25 protein-coding genes are annotated in these 23,958 nt (G+C 34.3%); 21 read left to right on the forward strand and 4 right to left on the reverse strand.

The genetic code is table 11. The features are described from left to right. Positions 1–396, reverse strand: coding sequence for a DUF3276 family protein (locus GQR60_RS15480; protein WP_124993808.1), 396 nt, complete (start codon positions 394–396; stop codon positions 1–3). Between the two features lie 286 nt (positions 397–682). On the opposite strand from GQR60_RS15480, the gene GQR60_RS15485 reads away from it, so the two are divergent. Continuing rightward, positions 683–1,633: a transcription antitermination protein NusB gene (locus tag GQR60_RS15485; RefSeq protein ID WP_124993809.1), complete on the forward strand. Its 951-nt coding sequence runs from the start codon at positions 683–685 to the stop codon at positions 1,631–1,633. A gap of 16 nt (positions 1,634–1,649) precedes the next feature. Here GQR60_RS15485 and GQR60_RS19995 read toward each other — a convergent pair whose 3' ends face one another. Then, positions 1,650–1,832 carry a hypothetical protein gene (locus GQR60_RS19995; protein ID WP_191991636.1) on the reverse strand — a complete coding sequence of 61 codons (183 nt, stop codon included), beginning with the start codon at positions 1,830–1,832 and terminating at the stop codon, positions 1,650–1,652. A gap of 47 nt (positions 1,833–1,879) precedes the next feature. On the opposite strand from GQR60_RS19995, the gene GQR60_RS15490 reads away from it, so the two are divergent. The 7 genes from GQR60_RS15490 (at position 1,880) to GQR60_RS15520 (ending at position 6,306) form a co-directional block, all read left to right on the forward strand. Further along, the gene (locus GQR60_RS15490) at positions 1,880–2,233 is read left to right on the forward strand and encodes a DUF1573 domain-containing protein (protein ID WP_225441433.1); all 354 of its coding nucleotides are present in this window, start codon (positions 1,880–1,882) and stop codon (positions 2,231–2,233) included. Positions 2,234–2,289: 56 nt separating this feature from the next. After that, positions 2,290–2,610, forward strand: a complete 321-nt coding sequence (yajC, locus tag GQR60_RS15495) for a preprotein translocase subunit YajC (RefSeq protein WP_191991632.1) — start codon at positions 2,290–2,292, stop codon at positions 2,608–2,610. Positions 2,611–2,736: 126 nt separating this feature from the next. After that, positions 2,737–3,672, forward strand: coding sequence for a CdaR family protein (locus tag GQR60_RS15500; RefSeq protein WP_124993811.1), 936 nt, complete (start codon positions 2,737–2,739; stop codon positions 3,670–3,672). 44 nt (positions 3,673–3,716) lie between these two features. Beyond that, a complete protein-coding gene (gene coaE, locus GQR60_RS15505) occupies positions 3,717–4,307 on the forward strand; it encodes a dephospho-CoA kinase (protein WP_124993812.1) in 591 nt (196 codons plus the stop codon). A gap of 130 nt (positions 4,308–4,437) precedes the next feature. Further along, positions 4,438–5,157 carry a TerB family tellurite resistance protein gene (locus GQR60_RS15510; protein WP_124993813.1) on the forward strand — a complete coding sequence of 240 codons (720 nt, stop codon included), beginning with the start codon at positions 4,438–4,440 and terminating at the stop codon, positions 5,155–5,157. A gap of 92 nt (positions 5,158–5,249) precedes the next feature. Further along, the gene (locus GQR60_RS15515) at positions 5,250–5,663 is read left to right on the forward strand and encodes a DUF5606 family protein (RefSeq protein WP_124993814.1); all 414 of its coding nucleotides are present in this window, start codon (positions 5,250–5,252) and stop codon (positions 5,661–5,663) included. 121 nt (positions 5,664–5,784) lie between these two features. Then, a complete protein-coding gene (locus tag GQR60_RS15520) occupies positions 5,785–6,306 on the forward strand; it encodes a GNAT family N-acetyltransferase (RefSeq protein ID WP_124993815.1) in 522 nt (173 codons plus the stop codon). Between the two features lie 27 nt (positions 6,307–6,333). On the opposite strand, the gene GQR60_RS15525 is transcribed toward GQR60_RS15520, so the two are convergent. Next, positions 6,334–7,557 (reverse strand): carboxypeptidase-like regulatory domain-containing protein, encoded by a 1,224-nt coding sequence (locus tag GQR60_RS15525; protein ID WP_124993816.1) that lies wholly within the window; start codon positions 7,555–7,557, stop codon positions 6,334–6,336. A gap of 318 nt (positions 7,558–7,875) precedes the next feature. Between GQR60_RS15525 and GQR60_RS15530 the strand changes: the two genes are divergently transcribed. The 13 genes from GQR60_RS15530 to GQR60_RS15590 all read left to right on the forward strand — a co-directional run bounded on the left by GQR60_RS15530 (position 7,876) and on the right by GQR60_RS15590 (position 22,928). Continuing rightward, positions 7,876–8,562 (forward strand): GumC domain-containing protein, encoded by a 687-nt coding sequence (locus tag GQR60_RS15530; RefSeq protein ID WP_124993817.1) that lies wholly within the window; start codon positions 7,876–7,878, stop codon positions 8,560–8,562. Between the two features lie 22 nt (positions 8,563–8,584). Further along, positions 8,585–9,199 carry a class I SAM-dependent methyltransferase gene (locus tag GQR60_RS15535; protein WP_124993818.1) on the forward strand — a complete coding sequence of 205 codons (615 nt, stop codon included), beginning with the start codon at positions 8,585–8,587 and terminating at the stop codon, positions 9,197–9,199. Positions 9,200–9,227: 28 nt separating this feature from the next. After that, positions 9,228–9,626 (forward strand): hypothetical protein, encoded by a 399-nt coding sequence (locus GQR60_RS15540; RefSeq protein WP_124993819.1) that lies wholly within the window; start codon positions 9,228–9,230, stop codon positions 9,624–9,626. A gap of 175 nt (positions 9,627–9,801) precedes the next feature. After that, positions 9,802–11,601, forward strand: coding sequence for a DEAD/DEAH box helicase (locus GQR60_RS15545; RefSeq protein ID WP_124993820.1), 1,800 nt, complete (start codon positions 9,802–9,804; stop codon positions 11,599–11,601). 361 nt (positions 11,602–11,962) lie between these two features. After that, on the forward strand, positions 11,963–12,784 hold the full coding sequence (locus tag GQR60_RS15550; protein WP_124993822.1) for a mechanosensitive ion channel family protein: 822 nt from the start codon (positions 11,963–11,965) through the stop codon (positions 12,782–12,784). Positions 12,785–12,918: 134 nt separating this feature from the next. Further along, a complete protein-coding gene (locus GQR60_RS15555) occupies positions 12,919–15,111 on the forward strand; it encodes an AsmA family protein (RefSeq protein WP_160463499.1) in 2,193 nt (730 codons plus the stop codon). 74 nt (positions 15,112–15,185) lie between these two features. After that, the gene (locus GQR60_RS15560; RefSeq protein ID WP_101311822.1) at positions 15,186–15,539 is read left to right on the forward strand and encodes a PadR family transcriptional regulator; all 354 of its coding nucleotides are present in this window, start codon (positions 15,186–15,188) and stop codon (positions 15,537–15,539) included. Positions 15,540–15,570: 31 nt separating this feature from the next. Further along, on the forward strand, positions 15,571–17,067 hold the full coding sequence (glpK, locus tag GQR60_RS15565) for a glycerol kinase GlpK (RefSeq protein ID WP_191991633.1): 1,497 nt from the start codon (positions 15,571–15,573) through the stop codon (positions 17,065–17,067). A 369-nt stretch (positions 17,068–17,436) separates the two neighbouring features. Then, a complete protein-coding gene (locus GQR60_RS15570; protein WP_154675811.1) occupies positions 17,437–17,583 on the forward strand; it encodes a hypothetical protein in 147 nt (48 codons plus the stop codon). Between the two features lie 37 nt (positions 17,584–17,620). Beyond that, entirely contained in the window at positions 17,621–19,183 is a 1,563-nt protein-coding gene (locus GQR60_RS15575) for a glycerol-3-phosphate dehydrogenase/oxidase (RefSeq protein WP_124993825.1), read from the forward strand. A gap of 583 nt (positions 19,184–19,766) precedes the next feature. After that, a complete protein-coding gene (glpK, locus tag GQR60_RS15580; RefSeq protein ID WP_124993826.1) occupies positions 19,767–21,266 on the forward strand; it encodes a glycerol kinase GlpK in 1,500 nt (499 codons plus the stop codon). 115 nt (positions 21,267–21,381) lie between these two features. After that, positions 21,382–22,116 (forward strand): MIP/aquaporin family protein, encoded by a 735-nt coding sequence (locus tag GQR60_RS15585; protein ID WP_124993827.1) that lies wholly within the window; start codon positions 21,382–21,384, stop codon positions 22,114–22,116. 89 nt (positions 22,117–22,205) lie between these two features. Continuing rightward, a complete protein-coding gene (locus GQR60_RS15590; RefSeq protein ID WP_124993828.1) occupies positions 22,206–22,928 on the forward strand; it encodes a hypothetical protein in 723 nt (240 codons plus the stop codon). Between the two features lie 105 nt (positions 22,929–23,033). Here GQR60_RS15590 and GQR60_RS15595 read toward each other — a convergent pair whose 3' ends face one another. Continuing rightward, positions 23,034–23,747 carry a hypothetical protein gene (locus tag GQR60_RS15595; protein WP_124993829.1) on the reverse strand — a complete coding sequence of 238 codons (714 nt, stop codon included), beginning with the start codon at positions 23,745–23,747 and terminating at the stop codon, positions 23,034–23,036. Positions 23,748–23,958 lie beyond the last annotated feature (211 nt).

Here is a 23,958-nt window from a genome sequence, read left to right on the forward strand (position 1 = left end):
TTATTCCGTTAAATCTTCAAATTCTACATTTGTAAAGGATTCTGAATCAAATCCTTCAATAACTGTTGCTGGTTCATGGTATTCTGAATCTGCATAAGTTTCTTCGTCAGTTTCTTTCTCCAAATTTGAAGATTTGATAAAATCAATTGCCTCTAAAAGACCATCTGAAAATTTATCGAAATCTTCTTTATACAAAAATATTTTATGCTTTTCGAAGGTGAAATTTCCTTCTTTGTCATAACGTTTTTTACTTTCGGTGATTGTTAAGTAATAGTCGTTCTTCTTTGTTGCTTTAACATCAAAAAAATAAGTCCTTTTCCCCGCTCTTACCGCATTTGAATAAATTTCATCTCGATTATGTTTTTCAAACCCTTCCTTTTTATCGTAACCTTCCATTTGAAAATAATTTGTTATTTATTTTGATTTTATACATTCAAAAATAAAAAAATATACGTACTATTTATTATGAATATGTATTTTATTGAGGAAAATGTGGTTATTTAAAATGAGTATGCAAACCTTTTCAGGGCATAGGTGGTTTTTTTACTTGTTTTTAATATGTAAATCTATTTTGTTGGGAGGCTTAATTATTTTATCTTATTTGTTGGTTTTTTCTTGTTAACAAGTAAAAAAAGCCTACTTTTGCAACCGAATTAATGTAATTGACAAGTTCTTTAAACGTATGATTAGTAGAAGATTGCTTCGTGTTAAGGTATTGCAGATTTTGTATGCCTATTATAAAAACCAGGATCGCACAATAGCTAAGGCCGAAAAGGAATTATTTTTTAGCGTCGGAAAAGCTTACGATTTGTATCATTATTTACTTCTACTTATTGTGGATGTTGCTTTTGTTTCTGAAAAGAAAATTGAAAACTCAAGAGGCAAAATTATTCCATCTCATGAGGATTTAAATCCCAACACAAGATTTATTAATAATTCTGTAATCAGACAGTTGGCAGATAACATTCAGTTGAATAGTTATTCTAAGTCGCACACCGTAAATTGGAGCGATCAAGAGGATTACGTTCGGATTTTGCATGACAAATTGATTAATTCAGATTTGTATAATGAGTATATGGCCTTACCAGAGAGCACTTATGCTTCTGATAAGAAATTTGTAGAGAAGTTTTTTACTCATATTATTGCTGCAGATGAGGATTTTTACAGCTTAATGGAAGAGAAAAGCATCTATTGGAATGACGAAATAGAGTTCATTATTAGCATGGTTGTGAGAACTATAAAAGGATTTTCTCAAACTGATGACACTTACGCTTCTTTAATGTCTTTGTATAAGGATCGTGATGATGAGGATTTTGTGAAAACATTGTTGCGCAAGGCCATTATCAATCATACTGATCATTTGGAATTGATTAAGGCGAATACTAAAAATTGGGATTTGGAGCGTATTGCATACATGGATATTTTGATCATGGAGCTGGCTCTTACAGAAATAAAGGAGTTTACAAGTGTTCCGGTTAAGGTGAGCTTTAACGAATATCTTGAAATTGCCAAATTCTACAGTACAGTTAACAGTAGTAATTTCATTAATGGAATTCTTGATAAAATGGTTCAGGAGTTGAAATCAAATGGAACTGTTAAAAAAGTGGGCAGAGGCTTAATAGAAGGAAAATAATTCCAAAATATATACTTTAAAATGCGCTTATCTTTGGGTAATGCGCATTTTTTATTTTATTAAGAGAAGCAAATGTACTTCCATTAAAATTCACTACATTCGGGAACCAAAATGTTTGAACAATTAATGAATAAAAATACTCATCTTCAAACCGGAAAATATCTTTGTAGTATACTGTTTGTGATAATTTTGTTCTCATTTTTAGTACAATGCACTTCAAATAAAACAGGTAAACCTGACGGTAAATTGATTCAAGAAAAAAATTCTGAGGAGATTATTCGGTCGAATGGTTTTCCGAAGTTTGAGTTTACTAAAGAAATACATAAATTTGGAGTGATTTCAGAAGGTGAAATCGTTGTTTGTGATTTCTTTTTTAAGAACATTGGGTCGAAAGATTTAGTAATTAAGAATGTTGAAACAAGTTGTGGCTGCACTGTGGTGAAATGGGAGAGGAAGCCAGTGAAAATTGGTGAAGAATCACATATAACAGTGGAGTTTAACTCTGAAGGAAGATACGGAAAACAATACAAGGTGATTACCATTTTTTGTAATACTTTATCCGGAACAAAAGAGTTGGTGATCACAGCACAAGTGAAATAGAATAATTAGTAATTGTATAATTAATATGGCCTTTGGCCTTAAAATTTAGGATTGAAATGGATAATTTATTGAACATCTTATTGATGACACAACCTCAAGAGGGGCAGAACCCTATCATGCAATTTGTACCTCTAATTCTAATTGTAGTGGTATTTTATTTTTTCATGATTCGTCCGCAAATGAAAAAGCAGAAGGAATTGAAAAAATTTCGTGAAGATTTGAAAAAAGGAGATAAGGTTGTAACTACAGGTGGTATTTATGGTAAAGTTCTTGAAATACAGGAGACTGTAATTATCATGGAAGTTGAAGGACAAAACCGATTGAAAATTGATAAAGCTGCAGTAGTTAAAGATATGAGCGATGTTGCTCAAAAATAATAGTTTAGACTGTGCTCATTGAGCACAGTCTTCTTCTAAATTTTTCTAGCATTGGGTATTCCAGATCTTCAAAAGATAAAGGAGCTTTTTAATACAGAAAAAATTGCTTCGAATAAAAAACTGCTTGTGTATGTTTTTTTTGTTGGGATCGCTACAATATTTTGGTTCCTAAATGCTTTAGGAAAAGAATATACAACCACAGTGCATTATCCTGTTCGGTATGTTAATTTACCGCAGAACAAAGTTCTTACCAATAAATTGCCGGAAAAATTAGCCTTAAAAGTTAATGCGTATGGTTTTGATTTAATACGTTATAAAATAAGTACGGCATTCCTTTCAAATCCTTTCGATGTTGGGTTTTATACTAATAATCGCATAGAAAACAGAACTCTTCAAACCTATTCTCTGGCTACAGCTCAAATTATGAGCCGGTTCGAAAGAGATTTGTCTTCAAATATTAAGTTAGTAAGTATATCACCGGATACAATACGTTTTGAGTTTTCTCCTATTGTAGAAAAGAAGGTTCCTATTAAGAGTAATGTGTCGAGTACCTTTGAGCAGCAATTCATGTTAGATGAAGCAATCTCTTTGGAATTTGACAGTGTGGTTGTGAAAGGGCCTAGTTCAATTCTCGATAGTATTGATTTTGTGGAAACCGAGGAACTCGTTTTAACTAATTTGCATAAAACGGTTAAAAAGAAAGTAAGTTTAAAACAGATAGGAGGTCTTGAGTTTGATCAACGGAAAGTTGAAATAACGGTTCCAGTTGAACAATTTACTGAAGAAAAAGTTACTGTTCCAATTAAAGTGAGCAATCTTCCTGATTCTTTATTACTAAGGTTATTTCCGGGCGATGTTAAAGTATCTTATTTTGTGGGATTTAAAAAGCATGATAAGGTTTCGGTTGATTTGTTCGATGTGAGAGTGGATTATAATCAAACTTCAGATGAGGGCAGTAATAAGTTAAAGATACAGTTATTAAGCAGTCCCGGTTTCGTAACAAATGTTCGTTTTTATCCTCAGGAAGTTACTTATCTGAAAGAGAAGAAATCATTCGAATAAATCAGTATGCCTTTTATAAAAAGGAATTATAAAATATTTCAAGAATGTTGAAAATTGGCTTAACAGGAGGAATAGGATCTGGAAAATCAATTGTTGGGCGGGCATTTGAAATGATGGGAATACCTATTTATGTTGCAGATAATGAGGCGAAAAGATTAATGGTTTCAGATGCGGAACTTCAGAACTTATTGGTTTCTCGTTTTGGGGATCAGATTTATGATTCTAATTTTAATTTAAACCGAAAATTACTTGCCGAAATTGTATTTAATGATTCGGAAGCATTAAAAGATATTAATTCGATTGTTCATCCTGCAGTTCGAAAAGATTTTATAAGATGGTGCGAACAACATTCTCAAACGCCCTATGTAATACAAGAATCGGCTATAATTTTTGATAGTGGTTTGTACAAGAATTTTGATAAGATAATTACAGTTGCAGCAGAAGACGAGATAAGGATTCAAAGAGTCATGGAACGGGATTCGATAAGCAGGGAGCTGATTGTGGAGAGAATGAGAAGTCAACTTCCGGAATCGGTAAGAATTGAAAAAGCTGATTTTGTAATTTATAACAATACAGAGTTAATTCTTCCTCAGATTGAACGGATAGACAAACAAATCAGGTCTTTAAGTCAATAAATAAATTTAAAACTTTTGTTAAACTTTGTTAATAGGATCGCTTTTTCAGAAGTGCGATTTCTAATTAAGTGATCTTTTGTTTTCTTTGTTTAAAGAAAACTGGGATTGTAAAATAATTTAGTGCCGAAAAATGGGAAAATACGGAAGATGGATTGCCGGAGGATTAGGTTGGGCTTTTTTAGGTCCAATTGGTGGAGTATTGGGATTTATGTTGGGATCGGCAATTGATACAGTTGAAATTGAGAACGGTCATGTAAGAGGAGCTACAAGACAAGGTGATTTTGTAATGAGCTTGCTTATTTTGGTTGCTGCTGTAATGAAGGCAGATGGAAAAGTATTAAAAGTAGAATTAGATTACGTAAAAGGATATCTGGTAAAAAGTTTTGGTGTTGGCAGAGCTGGTGAAGCAATTACTGTGCTTCGTGATATTCTAAAGCAAAATATACCTGTTGAGGAGGTATGTCAGCAAATTCAGCACAATCTCGATTATTCCTCCAGATTACAGCTGATGCATTTTCTATTTGGAATTGCTCAGGCTGATGGAATTGTTTCTGAGTCTGAATTAAATGTTATTGATAAAATATCTTACTATTTGGGTATTCAGTCGGGTGATTACAACTCGATTAAGTCTATGTTTATTCAATCCACAGAATCAAGTTATAAGATTCTTGACTTAACACGGGATGCTTCTGACGCTGAGGTTAAAAAGGCTTATCGGAAAATGGCAGCTAAATATCATCCGGATAAAGTGAGCTACTTGGGTGAAGATGTGCAGGAGGCTGCAAAGGAGAAGTTTCAGAAGTTGAGTGAAGCCTTCGAGAAAATTAAAAAAGAAAGAGGGTTTGCGTAATCTGGATTAATTCTAAGATGTTTTTTTGCAAAATTGTTTTTTTTACTACAATTGAATTATAAATTTGTGCTTCCAAATATAAAAACGAAAATATGTTGAAAGGAATATTGGCCATAGCAGGACATTCAGGTCTTTTTAAAATGGTGTCTAACTCAAAGAATGCTTTAATTGTGGAATCTTTGATTGATAAAAAGCGTATGGCAGCTTATGCTTCTTCTAAAATTAGTGCTTTAGAAGATATTGCTATTTTTACTGATGAAGGAGATGTTCAGTTAGCAGTTGTTTTTAAAAGTATTAAGGAAAAGGAAAATGGAGGTCAGGCAATAAGTCACAAAGCTTCAGGGAATGAATTGAAAGCTTACATGACTGAAGTGTTGCCTAATTACGATGAAGATCGGGTGTATGTTTCTGATATGAAAAAAGTTTTTCAGTGGTACAATATTCTACAGGAAAATGATTTGTTGGATCTAGAAGAAGCCGTAGAAGAAATTAAAGAGGAAGAATAAAAACTTTTATATCATTTAAGAAACTGTCCATATTATGGGCAGTTTTTTTTTGTGCATATTTGATTGCCAACAAAGTTTTTTTAACGTACTTGTAAGTAGAAATTGAAAATGGAGGTTTGCCATGGCAGCAGAAATTGATAAAGGGTGTATTTTATTAAGGAAATGGAAATTTGGAGACGAAGAGGATCTTGTTAAATCTGCAAGTGATTTGGATGTATCCCGTTTTTTAAAGAACAGCTTTCCATATCCATATACTCATAAGGATGCTCATCGTTGGATTCATTTTGTAAATCATGTTGCTAAGGGGTATTTTATGGCAATTGAGGTGAATAAAGAAGTGGTTGGCTGCATTGGTGTGGAACAACAGGAAGATGTTTTTTGTAAATCCGCTGAATTGGGTTATTGGATCGGGCAAAAGTATTGGAATAGAGGGATCATGACGCATGTGGTAAAGGAAACTGTAGATCATGCTTTTTTGCATATGAATATTGTGAGATTATATGCAAATGTTTTTGAAGGGAATATTGGATCAGTAAAAGTTTTAGAAAAGGCAGGTTTTGTGCAGGAAGCTGTTTTAAAGAATGCCGTTTACAAGAATGGCAATTATTTGGATCAATTGATTTTTGCTATAATTAGAAGATAAAAAAAAAGAGGCTTTGGCCTCTTTTTTTTATTTCCCATCAAAAATGATGTTGTAACTTTCCCAGAAATTTTTATCGTAAGGCATATTTTCATAATATGCTCGTTTCTCAATTACTTCCGGCTTGTTGGTATTAATTTGGGTTATCAGCATTTCTGTGTTGATATCCGTTGAAGTGATTTTTTTCGTTTTTTTATCTTCTACTTTGTGATGACGCTTGTAGTTCACATAGCTTAAGTAATACTTCCCTGAATGTTGCTTGTAGGTAACACTAAAATCGTATTCTATTTTTAATGGCTTCCACTTTTGCCGTTCTTCGTTAACGTAAAAACTTCTTCCCTGCGACGAATAATTACTGGCAACAACATGAGTTTCATTTTTAATCACAGCAAAATCTTTTATTTTGATGTAAATTTTACCCGAATATTCTTTGGCATAGTAATCTCCTGTGTTGCTTAACATTGGTCTTTTGCTTTTGTAAGCGATCACCCAGATTGAGTCATTTTCGTACTCTGTAATTTGTTCCAGGTTTAAATCGTAAAAATCTAAATGATTGTCGTTCAGTATATTTCCTCGGCCACGTACAATGTCCATTTCCAATAATTCGTCTAAATAGGTCGACCCGTCGGCAAGCGATGAAGTCTCAAAATTCTTTCTTACCTGCAAAAACTTATAACCACGTTCTTTAAATACCTGATAAGCATCTGTCCGTTGATATCCTTTGTCGTCATAAATACGAATTGCAGCTTCTCTAAGCCGGTTTAGTTTTTTGTTTTCGAATTTTTCGGAGCGATAATAAACATCGTAATTGAAAGGAGTCTGCAGGTAATTTTCCGGAATTTTTTCAATTGCAGTTTTAATTCTCTTTTTCAGAACTAATGATTGAGCAGTTACTTCAACTTCAGCAATGCTGTAATTTTTTGGCGTTAATTTTATTATCAATGTATCTTCTTGTATGCAGTTTTTCACACTGTTTGAGAATGTGGAATAACCAACTGCTGAAGCCTGTATGGTTTTTTCAAATAAATCTCCTGGTATTTTAAGTTCGAAAACTCCATCCATATTAGATGCTGCACCGATATATGATCCAAGAACTCCAATATTTGCAAAAGGAATCGGTTCATTATTGATTTCATTTGTAAGCTTCCCTACAATCCGGATTAACTTTGTTTTTTCTTCGTTGTTATCTTTCTGTGCCGTTGTTGAAAAAGACAAGGTAATGAGAGCAAGGAGAAGTATAATGTATTTTTGCATAAGTACGGGTTTGCTGATTTTTGAATAAATAAAAATTTAAGTTATAAGTAAGCTATCAATTCTCTTGCCACAAAAAGAAATTAATGCCAATATTTTTACTTATTTGTTAAAATTAAGAATTAATAATTAGTACAAAGATATGTTTATGATAGATTTTGGAAAGAAAAAGAACTGGTTTTCATGATAAAAAATGTTAATTTTTATGATATGAGTTTATTTTTTGTCGAATAAGAAATATCTTCGTTTACATTTATGCTAATATTATGACCTTGCCAATTTGGTTTTGGTATAATAAATCTATTAACAAATAGTGATCCTATGAAAAAACAATTTCTTGTCCTGTCGATGCTTCCTTTTTTTCTTCTGTCGTGTGTTGTTTCCAAGAAAAAATATGAAGAATTAGAATATGCAAAACGCCGAAGTGATGCCAAAGTTGTTGCTCTCGATAGCGAGAATTCAAAAAAAAGCACGCAGATTACTGAGCTAAATTCCAAATTGGATCAAACATTGGCTGAGTACAATGAGATGAAGAATAGCATGTCGGAGAGTAATGCTATGAAAAATACAGAAATTGATGATTTGAGTACCGAATTAATGGGACTTGCTTCCGATACCACTGAGCTTAAAGTTAAGTTGATGGAAACATTGGATAAGTACAATTCTGCTTTGAATCTAAATGAAGAAAATAATTTGAAAATCTCTGGTTTGCTAAAACAAATTGATGAGTTGAAAACAGAATCAGGTAAGTTGAGTCAAGATTTAAAGACAGCCAGTGTTGAAGCTGATTGGGAAAAGAAGAAGATCGAAACAGAAACACAAAAGAATAGAGATCTGATCTCAATGAAAGACAAGGAGATTGAAAGTCTGAAAGCGGAAATTAAAGAAAAAGATGGAAAGTTGAGTTGGTTAAGAAAAGTTAAAGATGAGAATGAAGCTGAAATTGAAAAATTGACCAATCAAGTTAAATTGTATAAAAAAGAGTACGAGAAAGCAGTTGCTAAATAAGCTTTTTAAAAATCGAATATATATGAAGGAGATGTGGGATCAGCGTTATGCTGAATCGAAATATATTTATGGCGAAAAGGCAAACTTGTTTTTTGTAACACAATTGCATCTTCTTAAGTCGGGAAGATTGTTATTGCCGGGTGAAGGAGAGGGGCGAAATGCAGCCTATGCTTCTTGTGCAGGATGGAAGGTTGATGCTTTTGATTACAGTAAGAAAGCTGTAGAGAACGCTAAAAGGTTTTTTGCAGAGCAAAAGGTTGATGTGAATATGTATTCTGAAAGTATATTAGACCATCCTTCAATTGAGGGAAAGTATGATGTTGCAGCTCTGCTTTATTTGCATTTGCCCTCACAAAAAAGATTTATCGCACATCGATTTGTTGCCGATTCGGTGAAGCCGGGTGGAGTAGTTCTAATGGAGGTTTTTTCGAAAAATCAGATTGGCCGTAAATCCGGTGGACCATCAAACGAGGATATGCTCTACGATCTATCAGAAATCAGAAGAGATTTTGAAGAATTTGACATCTTACTGTTAGAGGAGGTTGAAACCCATCTTTCAGAAGGCAAATTACATGATGGGAAAGCAATGGTTGTGCGATTTGTTGGAAAAAAAAGAACACCGGGATATCTTGATTAATTAACTGTGAATATTTAGCTTTGTGCTCATGGAAGTTTTATTGATAGCACTTGTGGGGATTGCGGGAATTGCATTGCTAACCACCTATTTAGGACAGCGTTGGAAATTAAAAAATGGAGGAGATGTGGAAAGTGAAATTTCTGCAGAGCCAATAGAAGAGTGTTGCGGTGCTCACGAGATTTGTGAAACCGATTTGATTAATAGGATGTCTGAGGAAATTATATATTACGAGGACGAGGAATTAGACGCATATAAGAGCTTTGAAGAGAATGATTTTAACGACGATCAAATTGATGAATTTCGTGAGGTTCTTTATAGCTTAAAAGAGAATGAAATGGAAGGTTGGCTAAGAAGTTTAGAGCTTCGAAAAATAGAGTTGCCTTCTATAATAAAATCAGAAGTGGTTTTTATGCTTGTGAAAAATTGAAAGTAGTGTTGAAAATATTGATGGATTCGTTTTTTGTAAGTTTTTGATTTTCAATGTGAAATTTATTCATACTTTCCTGTTTACCTGCTATTATTTTCTCCTGCAGGATAATACTAAAAAAGATGGCTTAGTTCATTATTAAATTCGTACCTTTGCGGCTCATAAATTTTATAGAATGAATTCATTTGAAAATCTTGGCCTTTCTGAGGCTATCCTAGGAGCTATCAAAGAGTTAGGCTTCGTAAATCCAACACCTATCCAAGAAAAGGCAATTCCAGTACTATTGGAAGGAAGATCGGATTTCGTTGGTTTGGCTCAAACTGGAACTGGGAAAACGGCGGCTTATGGTTTACCTTTGCTCGAACTAATCGAACAAGACGTAAAATTACCACAAGCTTTGATTCTATCCCCTACAAGGGAATTGGGAATCCAAATTGCAGACGATTTAAGATTATTTTCTAAAAATATTTTGAATCTTAATGTTGTAAACGTTTATGGCGGAGCCAGCATTGATGATCAAATCCGGAAATTAAGAAGAGGAGCACATGTTATTGTTGCCACTCCTGGCCGTCTACTTGATATGATTAGACGTAAAGCAGTAGATCTATCTAAAATTGAATATTTAATTCTTGATGAAGCAGATGAAATGCTTAACATGGGATTTAAAGAGGATATAGATGTAATTCTTTCTTCTACCTCTGAAGATAAGTTAACATGGTTGTTTTCTGCAACTATGCCTGCCGAAGTTCGTAGAATTTCTAAAAACTACATGACTGATCCTGTTGAGGTTACAGTAGGAAAAGCGAACACTTCCAATGTAAATATTGAGCATCAGTATTATTTAATGAATAATCGTGATCGATATAATGTTCTTAAAAGAGTAGTTGACTATTACCCTAATATATTTGGAATTATTTTTTGTCGTACCCGAAAGGAAACGCAGGAAGTAGCCGAATTATTAATGAAAGACGGATATTCTGCAGACGCTCTGCATGGTGATCTTTCGCAGGTTCAGCGTGATAAAGTGATGAGAAGCTTTAAAAATAAAACTCTTCAGCTTTTAGTTGCTACAGATGTTGCAGCCCGAGGTATTGATGTTGACGATCTTACTCATGTAATCCATTACAACTTACCTGATGAGTTGGAATTTTATACGCACAGAAGTGGTCGTACAGCAAGAGCGGGTAGATCAGGTATTTCAATTTCTTTAATTACGCCTCGTGATGAGCGAAAAGTAAGAGATCTTTCCAAGAAACTAAATGTTGAATTTGCTCAGGTAAAGGTTCCTGGAGGTGAAGAAGTTTGTGAAAGGCAATTGCTTCACTTTATGAACCGTATTAAAGAGGTAGATATTGAAGAGAATAATATCGAAACATATTTTGAAGCTATTAGCAGCGAATTAAACGAATTAAGCAGAGAAGATATCATTAAGAAATTTGTATCTCTTGAGTTTAACCGTTTTATGGATTATTACAAAAATACTCCTGATTTGAATATGAAATCATCTACTCAAAAAAGAGCTCAAAGAGCAAGTGAGAGTCGTGATAGCAATGAAGATCGTATGTTTATTAATATTGGAATAAAAGATGGAATTGATGTCCCTCGTTTATTGACTTTAATTCATAAGCAATGTGGTGTTAGAGGAAAGAATATTGGTAGAGTAGATTTAAAAGGTGTATTCTCTTTCTTTGATGTGGAAAAAGAGTTTACTAACGATATTGTAAAAGGTTTTGCCGGAGCAGTTGTAGGGGGTAGAAGCATCCGTATTGAAGTGTCCGGAGATCGCCCAACGAGTGGAGGTAGCGATAGTCATAGAAAAGGCAGACCGAGAGGTGAGAGATCTGACAGATCTGGTTCTGACAGAGGTCGAGGAGGATCTGATCGCGGAGGAAACAAAAAAGAATCTTTTAGAGATAGAAAAAGGAAAACAAGTGATAGTCCGAGATATTCGGAAAGAAAGAAAAGGGAAGCGTAAGCTTCCTTTTTTTTTTGCAGTTAATTTTGATCTGGTTTTTGTATAGTAAGAATTATAATATATATAATCTTAAGTTTAGAGTAAAAAGGTAATGTTTTGATCAAATATATATTTTATATTCTGTTGATTTTATTTATTTTTATTCTAATTGAAATGTTTTACTCAATGTATTATCTGAAAAAGAGCCAATGCAACCAAGAAGTTTTTAACCGAAAAAGGCACCGTGGCTGAGCGAATTTCAGCTAAAGGTTTTGGAGAGTTGAATCCAATATCAACAAATGCTGTGGCTGAAGGAAGAGCTTTAAATAGAAGAGTACAATTTGAATTAGTAATGAAATAATCACTTAAATATATTAAAAAAATGGATTTGGATGTTGTGTATAGTAAATCGGATCAGTTGTGGACAATGGCGTTAGAGTATACTCCTAAATTATTATTAGCCTTAGTAACTTTAGTAATTGGATTGTGGATTATTAAAGCAATTGTAAAAGGTGTTTCTAAGGTGATGGATAAGAGGGATATGGATCCTACTTTGAAACCATTTGTTGTAAGTTTATTTGGGATTCTGTTGAAAGTTATGCTATTTATTACTGTAGTAGGAATGGTTGGTGTTCAGATGACCTCATTTATTGCAATTTTAGGAGCAGCAGGTTTGGCTGTAGGTATGGCTTTATCAGGAACCTTGCAGAATTTTGCAGGAGGAGTAATGATTTTAATTTTTAAGCCATTTAAGGTTGGTGATGTATTGGAAGCTCAGGGGTACGCTGGAGTTGTTCAGGAAATTCAACTTTTTAATACAATAATGCTTTCTTTTGATAATAAAACCATTATTATTCCAAACGGAGGTTTGGCAACAGGTTCTATGATAAACTATTCAACACAACCTACACGTCGGGTTGATATGAAGTTTGGAATTGGTTACTCTGATGACATTGATAAAGCAAAACAGATTTTGAATGGACTGCTGGTTAATCACGAATGTGTACTTAAGGATCCTGCGCATTTTATTGCGGTTTCCGAGTTGGGAGACAGTTCTGTTAACTTTACCGTAAGAGCATGGGTAAACGCAGCCGATTATTGGACTGTTTTCTTTTATATGCAAGAAACAGTGAAGAAAGAATTCGATAAGAACAATATTGGGATTCCTTTCCCACAACGCGATGTTCACGTTTATAATCATTAATAAACGAGGAGTGTATTTCAAGGGAGACTTTCGTCTCCCTTTTTTTTATACAGTTGCCTGAGATAAGTACAAATTGATGTATTATCAAACAATGTATTTTCTATTTTTGTTGGGTAAACTTTAAAGATATTATGATGAAACTTACCAAAGGAAAAATAATTATTGGCTCAATTGCCATTGTGCTGTTTTTTATCTTCCTAATGCTGTCTGCAATTGTTAGGTATTGGGTGAATAAGAATTCGGAAGAACTGATTGGGCGTAAGATTGAAATTTCAGAACTTCATTTTAACTATGCCAAGGTTTCGGCAAGAGTAAAAGGATTTAGCTTATATGAATTAGATGGAAACAGCAATTTTGTTTCTTTCGATGAATTGTATGTGAATATTAACCCTTGGAAATTATTGTCTGGAGAGTATTCTGTTAGTGAAATTTATTTGGATGGACTAAATGTATCGGTAATAAAGAATTTAGAAGAATTTAATTTTAGTGATTTGATAAAAGAGGATAATTCGCAAGCTGTTGATAGTACTAATTTAAAAGAGGACAATGAGCTTGTGAAGTTTGAAATTCGGAATATCGAAATTAAAAACGGGCACGTTAATTACCTTGATCAGGAAAAAGATAACAATATTGATCTCAAGAATATTAATATTGAATTACCCTTAATTGCTTGGAATAATGACAAATCAGAGATGGGTGTTAATTTTTCAATGGGAAAAACGGGGAATGTTTCCATCAATGCGGACATCGATCATTCTATAAAACGATATACCATTAATTTAGGAGTTACTTCTTTGGATATTAGTCCTTTTGTGGTCTATTTGAAAGATTACATGATGGTTTCAAAAATGGAAGGCTTGTTGGATACGAAGCTTAACATTAATGGAAGTATGAATGATTTTATGGATGTTTTTGTTAAGGGAGATGCAGCTCTTCAAGAGTTCTCGATATATGATTCTGAGGAAAATCCATTTGTATCAGCGAAAGCAGCAAAAGTGGTTTTAGATTCATTGCATATTGGCTCTTCCCATTATAAAATAGGACGTGTTAGTATGGATTCGCCGGTTATTTATGCGGATTTATATTCTGATGACAGCAATTTTGAAAAGATATTTGAGCCCTACTTGAAATCAGATACACTTTCTGTTGACACTATTGCTAAAGAGGAACAGGAATCTTCATTGTTTTATCAACTGGATACAATCGTTCTTACTAAGGGAGTTGTGAAATTTACTGATCATACATTAAATCGAAAATTTGTTTACGATCTTCATGATATCAATATTAATATGGGAACTGTTAATGCAGATGTACCGAAGATCCCAGTTGCTTATTCAATGAATTTGAATGGAGGAGGGAAATCTTCCGGTTCTGCTGTTTTTAGTTTAAAAGACACAACACGATTTAATATCCGCGGAAAGATTGAAAGGCTTGATTTGATGAGCTTTTCACCATATACGGAGTTTTATATTGCAAGACCTATTACTCAAGGAGAGTTAACTTATGATTGTAGTCTGGATATGACTTCAGTATCGCTAAAAAATATGAATAAAATAAAAGTATCGGAATTTGATTTTGGGAATAAGACCAAAGATCCCAATACTATAAAGGCTCCGGTACGTTTAGCTTTGTATCTATTAAAAGATCAAAATGATCAGATTAGATTTGACCTGCCTGTTTCTGGGAATCCAAAAGATCCGGAATTTAGAGTAGGGAAAATTATATGGAAGACATTTATGAATTTTTTGGTGAAAACGGCCAGTAAACCTTTTGGGTTATTGGGTAATTTAGTAGGATCAAATCCTGAAAGTATTGAAAAAATACCGTTTCATTTTTTACAGGATAGTTTGGATGCTGCACAAATAAATACATTGGAAACAATTGCAGATATACTTAAGAAAAAACCGGATTTAAAATTTTCATTTTCTCAGGAAACAAATATTGGTGAAGAAAGGATTTTACTCGCAGTAAGAGAATGTGCAAATCGTTTTTTTCAATCAACAGCCATGGAGGAGAAGATTATCCCGAATCTTCAATTAATGGAATGGGCAAATAACAGTCCGGAATTTAGAACCTATATTTTTAATCAGGATAAGTCGAGTGCGGAACTATCAATTCAAGACAATTGTGTTGCCATAATTGGAGAACAGGAAATAGGCATTTTATTCGATAAGCTTTATGAGAAAAGAAACCAGTTTGTTTCAAATCACCTGATTAATAATTTATTAGTAGATGTAAGTGCATTTGAAATGAAAAGGACTGATTTAAGAAATTTGTCTGAGGAACAACGTACTCCAAATTTTCGAGTTGAGGTATCGTTACAATAATATTTAATGTGGATGATTATACTGATGCATAGTATCTTGTAAAACTAGGTGTTTTTTTATATGTTTGTTAAATCATGAATGAAGAAATAAATTTATATTTTATAACGAAGTGGAAGTCCCAATTTAAAAAGGGACTTCTCGAATATATTATTCTGCTATTGTTGCGGTCCAGGCCATGTTATGGATACGAGCTAATTAGTGAGATGAATCAATTTACATCACTCGAAATTGCTGAGGGTACTATTTATCCCTTATTGAATCGATTGAAGAAAGAAAAATTGGTTACCTCAGAATGGGCCGAAATGGATACAGGTATTCCACGAAAGTATTATAAACTTACCGAAGAAGGAACTGCTCATCTAATGGTGATGAGAGAATATGTTGATGCTTTAAACCTTTCGATTGAGAGGATCAAAGAAAGTGTTTAAATAACCAAAGAAATCATATAATTAGTAGGTGATGAAGAAGTATATTTTGTCCTTGGATCAAGGAACCTCAGTGTCGAAAGCAATAATATTTAATAAGGATGGAGAAATTGTTTCTTTGGTTCAAAAAGAATATGAACAATACTATCCTAAGCCCGGTTGGATTGAACAGGATGCCAAGGAGATTTGGTATTCTCAGGCATCAGTTGCAGAAGAAGTTTTGGAAAAAGCGGGACTGACCGGAGCAGATATTGCAGGTATAGGTATTACGAATCAAAGGGAAACTACTATTATTTGGGATAAGGAAACTGGTCAGCCTATTTACAATGCTATTGTTTGGCAGGATAAACGTACTTCTCATATTTGTGATGAATTGAAGAAACGAGGTTACGCTTCCTTGATAAAAGCAAAGACGGGTTTAATTCTTGATGCTTTCTTTTCCGCAACAAAAATAAAATGGCTTCTTGATAATGTTGAAGGAGCAAGAGAAAAAGCAGAAAGAGGTGAGCTGGCTTTTGGTACCGTAGATAGTTGGTTAATATGGAAGCTTACCAAGGGAGAAAAGCATGTTACAGACGTGTCTAACGCAAGTCGTACAATGCTTTATAATATTCATGAATTGGAATGGGATCAGGAGATATTGGATATCATGAACATTCCCGCTTCACTGCTGCCAAAAGTATGCTCATCAAGTGAAGTGTACGGAAGTACAAAAAGATCGATGTTTGGGACTGATATACCAATCTCAGGAATTTGTGGGGATCAGCAGGCAGCTTTGTTTGGGCAGGTTTGTTTCGAGAAGGGAATGGTGAAAAACACTTACAATACGGGTTGTTTTATTTTAATGAATACTGGAGATCAGCCGGTTGAATCAAAAAACGACCTAATTACAACAATTGCCTGGAGTATTGGAGATAAGGTTACTTATGCACTTGAAGGGAGTGTATTTATTGGTGGTGCGGTGGTTCAGTGGCTCCGCGATGGTTTGGGTTTAATTCACTCCACCGAGGAAATTGAAATTCTTGCTCTTACCGAAAAGGATAATGGCGGGGTGTATATTGTACCTGCTTTTACTGGATTAGGAGCACCTTATTGGGATCAATACGCCAGAGGAACATTTTGGGGATTGAATATGGGAACTAGTATTGGTCATATTGCCCGGGCTTCATTAGAATCGATTGCTCACAGATCATCAGATGTATTGAAAGCAATGGAAGCAGACTCGGGGATGAAATTTAAACAACTTAGAGCAGGAGGGACTATGGTGAATAATACCTTACTTCAATATCAGGCTGATTTTTATGATATTCCTGTGGTTCAATCTAGAATTAAGGAGATTGCAGCATTGGGAGCAGCCTATTTGGCAGGATTGGGGGTTGGCTTCTGGAAAGATACAGATGAAATAAGAGAACATTGGAAGATAGCAAAGGAATTTAATGTTTTAATGGAAAAGGAAACTGTAGCGCACCATAAAAAATATTGGGACAAGGCAGTAAGTCGTTCCTTAAACTGGATTGATTCTGATGAATAAAAATTCTATTTTTTATAAAGGACGCCATACTTAATAAGTGTGGCGTTCTTGTTTTTAAGAGTTTATTTTTTTGGTTTTTTTAAGAAATTTAATATTTATTTAGAATTGTAACTAACTTATTATTAGTGTTTTATTGATTGGTTGTAAAATTTAGATTAAATAAGAATTAATAATTATAATACTACATACCTTGCAAAGCTAAGTATTTTATTTAGCTTTGTAAAGAAGGATTTATTAAAGGCTTTAGAAACATCTAAAATCTCAATAATAATCCGCAGGAAGTAATACTTCCAATTTTTTTCACAAGAAACATAGCTATACTATGTACTGTGTATACAGATTTAATTTTTAAATGAAAATTATTTAGCAATGGAAGATCAGAGATTTAATTTGGAAGTAGGCGATCGCCTTTACGACTTTTTCCTCGACATTTTGGTGCTGCAAAAAAACAACTGTGTTCGTGATGAGGAAAATGTTTATGGAAGTATTTGGGAGTTTTGGGAAAAAGAACTTTAGTAGTTCAAATTAGGAATAAACTATTTATTGAGCTGTTATGGAAAGAGATAGGATGATTAGGGAAATTGAAAAATTGGATCAAAAGTGGGATGTTATCATTGTAGGTGGTGGTGCTTCAGGTTTAGGTGCAGCTATTGAATCTGCAACAAGAGGATATAAAACCTTGCTTTTGGAACAAGATGATTTTGCTAAAGGAACATCGAGCAGGAGTACCAAGTTGGTACACGGAGGAGTTCGTTACCTGGCACAAGGAAATATTTCTCTTGTATTGGAAGCGCTTCGGGAGAGAGGTTTAATGAAACAAAATGCTCCTCACCTTGTGAAAGATCAATCATTCATTATTCCTAATTATACTTGGTGGGGAACTCCTTACTACACATTAGGACTTACCATGTATGATTTAATGGCTGGGAAATTAAGTTATGGTCGTTCTTTACCTTTTTCAAAAAAGCGTACGTTAAAATACATTCCAACCTTACAAGAGAAAAATCTTTGCGGTGGTGTTGTTTATCACGATGGTCAATTCGATGATGCTCGATTAGCGGTTAACTTGTGTCAAACATTTGTAGAAAATGGTGGCGTTGCTGTAAACTACATGAAGGTAGATGGATTAAAGAAATCCAATGGGAAAGTAGATGCTGTATTGGTAACAGATATGGAAAGCGGTTCCAAATACACCTTGGAAGCGAAGGTTATTCTAAATGCTACAGGTGTATTTGTTGATGAAATCATCAAGATGGATGAACCTAAAGCAAGAGATATAGTAAAAGTTAGTCAGGGGGTTCATTTGGTGTTGGATAAGGAGTTTGTGCCTGGTGATCATGCTATTATGATTCCAAAAACATCCGACGGACGTGTGCTTTTCGCAGTGCCTTGGCATGGTAAGGTTGTAGTTGGTACAACTGACGTACAAAAGGATTCTGCAGAATTGGAACCAAGAGCTTTGGAAGAAGAGATTAATTTTATTTTAGAAACAGCAGGAAGATTCTTAACAAAACCGCCAAAAAGATCTGATGTAAGAAGTGTGTTTGCAGGCTTAAGACCTTTAGCGGCACCAAGTGGTGAGGGGAAGAAAACCAAAGAGATTTCGAGAGGACACAAAATTGTAGTTTCAAAATCAGGAATGGTTACAATTACCGGAGGTAAATGGACTACCTACCGCCAAATGGCAGAGGATGTTATTGATACTGTAGCAAAAACAGGTAAGCTGGCGGAAAAGAAATCGATTACCCGAAATTTGAAAATACATGGCTATAAGAATGGTGTTGATTTGAAAAACCCAATGTCTTTCTATGGTTCTGATGAGGAAAAAATCTTAAATCTTGCAAAAAAAGAAACCGGACTAGATCAATATTTAAGTGAGAAATTGCAGGTGATTAATGCTCAGGTAGTTTGGGGAGCAAGACACGAGATGGCCAGAACGGTTGAAGATATATTATCCCGTAGAACAAGATGTTTGCTTTTGGATGCAAAAGAAAGTGTTTTGATGGCTCCTAAAGTTGCTGAATTGTTGGCCAAAGAATTAGGATATGATAAACTGTGGGAAGAAAATCAGATTAAAGAATATAGTGAGTTAGCATCTCGATATATATTACAATAATTAGTAATTGAGGAAGTGGATTTGCGGTGAGAAGTTAGCAGTACTTCGGAAATTAAAAAGGTACTGCTGTAATTGTTAAGTATAATAATATTAATCAGTTAGTTTTTGGCACAAAATTAACTCAGAGTAAATCCACTTACATTTTACACTAGGAAGAAAGGTGATTATTTTTGTCACCTTTCTTCCATCCTCTAAAAAGAAAAACTTGCAGAGCTGTTGATATGTTGAAAAAGGGAAGTTTTAAGTGGGATTTTTTTTACAATGTTGCTGCAATCGATTACAGAAATTGAAATTTACGGATAAAATGAAGAAGTGGATAAGATATTTGTTGTGCCCTACTATTTTGATTAGCAGTATTGGCGTTGGATTTTTTTGTTTTGAGTGAATAACGCAATCGATTTAATTAAATAACAAACGAACTAAATACAATATTTTAATTGAAATGAAAATCCGTATTTCTTTCTATGCGATCCTTTAAACAATACGAACTGATAGAAATCTATAAAACCGGATTGTTATCTATCGATAAGCTTACTATTAAATTGATAATTAAATAACACAATAACCCAAAATTAGAATTAATATGAAAGACAAGTTTATTTTAGCACTTGACCAAGGAACTACAAGTTCTCGTGCTATCGTTTTCAACAAGAAAGGCGAGATGATTAGTACTGCGCAAAAAGAATTTACACAAATTTTCCCTCAGCCAGGATGGGTGGAGCATGATGCAAATGAAATTTGGTTTACTCAGGCAGGTGTAGCAGCAGAAGCAATTACTCATGCAGGTGTTGATGGTAAAAGTATTGCCAGTATTGGTATTACCAACCAGAGAGAGACAACTGTCGTTTGGGATCGTGAAACCAGTGAGCCAATTTATAACGCAATTGTTTGGCAGGATAGAAGAACTTCAAAATATTGTGATGAATTAAGATCTGCCGGACATGCTGAGATGATTCAGGATAAAACAGGATTGATTATTGATTCGTATTTCTCAGGAACGAAAGTGAAATGGATTCTTGACAATGTTGAAGGTGCCCGTGAGAAAGCAGAAGCTGGTAAGTTGGCATTCGGTACTATTGATAGCTGGTTGATCTGGAAATTAACAAAAGGCAAAGTTCATGTAACCGATGTAAGTAATGCAAGTAGAACCCTGTTATATAATATTAACACTCTTAAGTGGGATACTGAAATGTTAGAGCTGTTAAATATCCCTGGAAGTATGTTGCCGGAAGTTAAGTCTTCTTCTGAAATTTACGGATATACAACTTCTACATTATTTGCGCATAAAGTACCTATCGCAGGTATCGCTGGTGACCAGCAGGCTGCAACTTTCGGTCAAATGTGTATAGAGCCGGGTTCTGTTAAGAATACTTATGGTACAGGTTGTTTCATGCTTTGTAATACAGGAAATAAGCCGGTAAAATCTAAAAATAACTTGCTTACCACTATTGGATGGAAAATTAATGGTGAAACTACTTACTGTCTGGAAGGAAGTATTTTCATGGGAGGTGCAATTGTACAGTGGTTACGCGATGGATTAGGTATTATTAAATCATCTGCAGACGTTGAAGCATTGGCTACTTCAGTAAAAGATAATGGAGGTGTATTTATGGTTCCTGCTCTTACAGGTTTAGGAGCTCCACATTGGGATCAGTATGCCAGAGGAACAATTGTAGGTCTTACAAGAGGTTCAACCGCTGCTCACATTGCAAGAGCTGCTTTGGAAGGAATCGCTTTCCAGGTAATGGATGTTTTGAAGTCCATGGAAGCTGATGCTGGAATCGAAATTAGAGAACTGCGTGTGGATGGAGGTGCTGCAATTAACAACTTATTAATGCAATTCCAGTCGGATGTACTTGATGCACCGGTTTATCGTCCTAAGACTCTTGAAACAACTGCTTTGGGGGCAGCTTACTTAGCTGGTTTAGCAGTAGGATATTGGGATGGTATAGATGATATTAAAAATCAATGGCAGATGGATCAGAAATTCGAACCTACAATGGCTAAAGACGAATCTAAAAGACTTATTTCCGGTTGGAATAAAGCTTTAGGACGTTCTAAGAATTGGGATATCGAAGAGTAAGCTTAAATAAAAGCTATTTGAATTAATACCAGATTTGTGATGGATAGATTGGAGGAAAAGAAACAATCTGGTATTTTCTTTTTTTAATAACAAAACCTGTTTAATATTTTATATTATGAATGAATTTATTGCAGAATTTTTAGGAACAATGCTGCTAATTTTACTAGGTAATGGTGTGGTAGCGAATGTGGTATTGAATAAAACAAAAGGAAATAACAGTGGTTGGATAGTTATCACTTTAGGTTGGGGATTAGCGGTATTTACTGGAGTTGCAGTTGCAGGTCCTGTTTCAGGAGCACATCTTAACCCTGCTGTTACTATTGGCCTTGCAGTTGCAGGTATGTTTGCATGGTCGAAGGTTGGTTTTTTTATTGCAGCACAAATGCTGGGTGCGGCTATGGGAGCATTTTTGGTTTGGTTAATGTACCGCGATTACTTTAATGCTACAGAAGATGGTGGAGCGAAATTAGCTTGTTTCTCTACGGGTCCAGCTATCAGAAACCTTACCAGCAATGCAATTAGCGAAATAATAGGAACGTTTGTATTGGTATTCGTAATCTTTTATTTAGCAGGTCCATCCTTGCAAGCTTCAGGAATAGAAGGTGCTAAAATTGGATTAGGAACTTTAGGTGCTTTACCTGTTGCCCTATTGGTTGTTGCTATAGGTCTTTCACTTGGTGGAACTACTGGATATGCAATTAATCCGGCAAGAGATTTAGGTCCAAGAATTATGCACGCAATTCTTCCAATGGATAATAAAGGAACAAGTGATTGGGGATATTCTTTGATCCCAATTGTAGCACCAGTATTAGGAGCTGTAATTGCTGCAGTACTTTTCATGTCTTTATAATAAAATTAACCACTACAAAAATTAACCTGTCTAATGAGATTTGGAATACATGGTAATCCAAATCTCATCAGAAACTAATTCAAATTAAGATGAAAAAAATTACATTCAAACTATCAGCATTATTAGTTCTGATGATAATAATGGCTTCAAACCTTACTGTTAACGCACAAGGTAAAGTAGCAGTAAGTCCATCGGTAACTACCCGTCACTACTGGAGAGGTATCATGGTAAGTAATACTGCTAACTTCGAAATGGATATGGCATATACCAATGAAAATTTTACTTTTGGAGCATGGGGTGGATATGCATTTGACAATACTTATTCAGAGTTCGATTTTCATGTAGGATATAAGTTTAGTGATCATTTTAATGTTGCAGTTTGGGATTTATTCGCAAACAGAGACAGAGCTTCTATCGACGATTACAACTATCTTGATTTGGATAAAAGCACAACAAATCACTTGATTGATGCGAGTTTCAATTTCTATGTTACTGATAACTTTCCGTTAAGTGTTAGTTGGAGTACAATGCTTTATGGTCGCGATTTGGATGCAAACGGAGATCAGAACTACTCAACCTATATAGAGTTTGGCTATCCAGTAAAAATTGGAGGAGAGACAGTTTCTTTATTTGCAGGTCTTAATGCATTTGAAAATCAGGTTTACGGAGAGAGCTTTGGTTTTGTAAACATTGGAGCTTCTGCTACAAGAACAGTGAAAATTACCGAAAATTTTTCTTTGAATACATGGGCTAAGATCGGTATTAACCCACAGGCAGAAACTGCTAACCTTATTTTAGGTATCGGTTTCTAAATTGGAACTAATTGTCAGAATATATTCTGATTAAATATAAGTTCAGAACTTAATTAACGATCAACATTGAAATCCCGCATCCTTTTGGAATGCGGGATTTTTTTGTTACCAAACAATCTCTTTGTATTCAACAGTTTCGCAGTTGATGTTTGATCCATCAGCGACTGAAGAATTTTCAAATTCATAACCAAATACACCTAGCCAATAAGTTTTTCCGGCGGTTAATTGAATATTGTATGCCCAGTTTTTTGAGTTTTGATTAAACTTATATTCTGTTGCAGATATTCGATCAGAAATATAATAAGACAATCCATCTTTCTCGGCCATTAATTTTACCACATAAGTATCGGCATGATTCAATTCATTCCACTTAATTTCGAAAATATGGCCTTCTTTAGTATAGGTAAAATCAGTAATAACCATTGGGTCAATTCTCGAATCCAAAAGTTTATCCTGAGTTTGGATTGTTTCTTGTTTTGTTGAGGTTAATTTAAATTGATAAATACCATTGGCTACATCATCAGTTGAATAATCTGCAGCATTAGGAAGTAGTCTAAACACTCTTTTATCAGCAGAATAATCACTTAAATTGTAATCCGGCACTTCGGATGCAGGACTTTCAACTGATGTTAAGGATAAATTTTCATTCGAGTAAGAATAAAATACCGGAGCATACCGGGTTTCATCACCAACTTTAATGCAACGCACAAATACATCGCCAGCACCATTAAATTGAACATCTTGAATATCGTTTGTGTCACAAGCAGACAGTAATGATATGGATATTAATAGTAGAAGGCTAATTTTTAACTTTTTCATTTTTTAATAAATATTAAATTAATATTTCTGTTGACTTACCTATTTGATGAGTAAAAATGAAATTGGTTGCTTTGAGAGGTGTTATTTTTTACATTTATTTTGAAGATCTAAGGAGTAGAGATGAGGATCAAATATTTAAAAAAAAGCGTAAATTTAACGCAACCCATTTGTAATTACTGCAACTAACAGATAAATCTGTTTTGCGCTAAAC

The organism is Labilibaculum euxinicum, assembly GCF_009795715.1.
GTDB classification, from domain to species: domain Bacteria; phylum Bacteroidota; class Bacteroidia; order Bacteroidales; family Marinifilaceae; genus Labilibaculum; species Labilibaculum euxinus.

Excerpts from the sequence above, each read along its gene's own strand:
- glpK (WP_191991633.1), top strand. The coding sequence starts at position 15,571 with ATGAAGAAGTATATTTTGTCCTTGGATCAAGGAACCTCAGTGTCGAAA.
- GQR60_RS15480 (WP_124993808.1), bottom strand. The coding sequence starts at position 396 with ATGGAAGGTTACGATAAAAAGGAAGGGTTTGAAAAACATAATCGAGAT.
- GQR60_RS15560 (WP_101311822.1), top strand. The coding sequence starts at position 15,186 with ATGAATGAAGAAATAAATTTATATTTTATAACGAAGTGGAAGTCCCAA.
- glpK (WP_124993826.1), top strand. The coding sequence starts at position 19,767 with ATGAAAGACAAGTTTATTTTAGCACTTGACCAAGGAACTACAAGTTCT.
- GQR60_RS15550 (WP_124993822.1), top strand. The coding sequence starts at position 11,963 with ATGGATTTGGATGTTGTGTATAGTAAATCGGATCAGTTGTGGACAATG.
- GQR60_RS15540 (WP_124993819.1), top strand. The coding sequence starts at position 9,228 with ATGGAAGTTTTATTGATAGCACTTGTGGGGATTGCGGGAATTGCATTG.
- GQR60_RS15530 (WP_124993817.1), top strand. The coding sequence starts at position 7,876 with ATGAAAAAACAATTTCTTGTCCTGTCGATGCTTCCTTTTTTTCTTCTG.
- GQR60_RS15585 (WP_124993827.1), top strand. The coding sequence starts at position 21,382 with ATGAATGAATTTATTGCAGAATTTTTAGGAACAATGCTGCTAATTTTA.
- GQR60_RS15545 (WP_124993820.1), top strand. The coding sequence starts at position 9,802 with ATGAATTCATTTGAAAATCTTGGCCTTTCTGAGGCTATCCTAGGAGCT.
- GQR60_RS15575 (WP_124993825.1), top strand. The coding sequence starts at position 17,621 with ATGGAAAGAGATAGGATGATTAGGGAAATTGAAAAATTGGATCAAAAG.
- GQR60_RS19995 (WP_191991636.1), bottom strand. The coding sequence starts at position 1,832 with ATGAGAACAAAATTATCACAAACAGTATACTACAAAGATATTTTCCGG.
- coaE (WP_124993812.1), top strand. The coding sequence starts at position 3,717 with ATGTTGAAAATTGGCTTAACAGGAGGAATAGGATCTGGAAAATCAATT.
- GQR60_RS15485 (WP_124993809.1), top strand. The coding sequence starts at position 683 with ATGATTAGTAGAAGATTGCTTCGTGTTAAGGTATTGCAGATTTTGTAT.
- GQR60_RS15520 (WP_124993815.1), top strand. The coding sequence starts at position 5,785 with ATGGCAGCAGAAATTGATAAAGGGTGTATTTTATTAAGGAAATGGAAA.
- GQR60_RS15590 (WP_124993828.1), top strand. The coding sequence starts at position 22,206 with ATGAAAAAAATTACATTCAAACTATCAGCATTATTAGTTCTGATGATA.
- GQR60_RS15515 (WP_124993814.1), top strand. The coding sequence starts at position 5,250 with ATGTTGAAAGGAATATTGGCCATAGCAGGACATTCAGGTCTTTTTAAA.
- GQR60_RS15555 (WP_160463499.1), top strand. The coding sequence starts at position 12,919 with ATGAAACTTACCAAAGGAAAAATAATTATTGGCTCAATTGCCATTGTG.
- yajC (WP_191991632.1), top strand. The coding sequence starts at position 2,290 with ATGGATAATTTATTGAACATCTTATTGATGACACAACCTCAAGAGGGG.
- GQR60_RS15510 (WP_124993813.1), top strand. The coding sequence starts at position 4,438 with ATGGGAAAATACGGAAGATGGATTGCCGGAGGATTAGGTTGGGCTTTT.
- GQR60_RS15595 (WP_124993829.1), bottom strand. The coding sequence starts at position 23,747 with ATGAAAAAGTTAAAAATTAGCCTTCTACTATTAATATCCATATCATTA.
- GQR60_RS15535 (WP_124993818.1), top strand. The coding sequence starts at position 8,585 with ATGAAGGAGATGTGGGATCAGCGTTATGCTGAATCGAAATATATTTAT.
- GQR60_RS15525 (WP_124993816.1), bottom strand. The coding sequence starts at position 7,557 with ATGCAAAAATACATTATACTTCTCCTTGCTCTCATTACCTTGTCTTTT.
- GQR60_RS15570 (WP_154675811.1), top strand. The coding sequence starts at position 17,437 with ATGGAAGATCAGAGATTTAATTTGGAAGTAGGCGATCGCCTTTACGAC.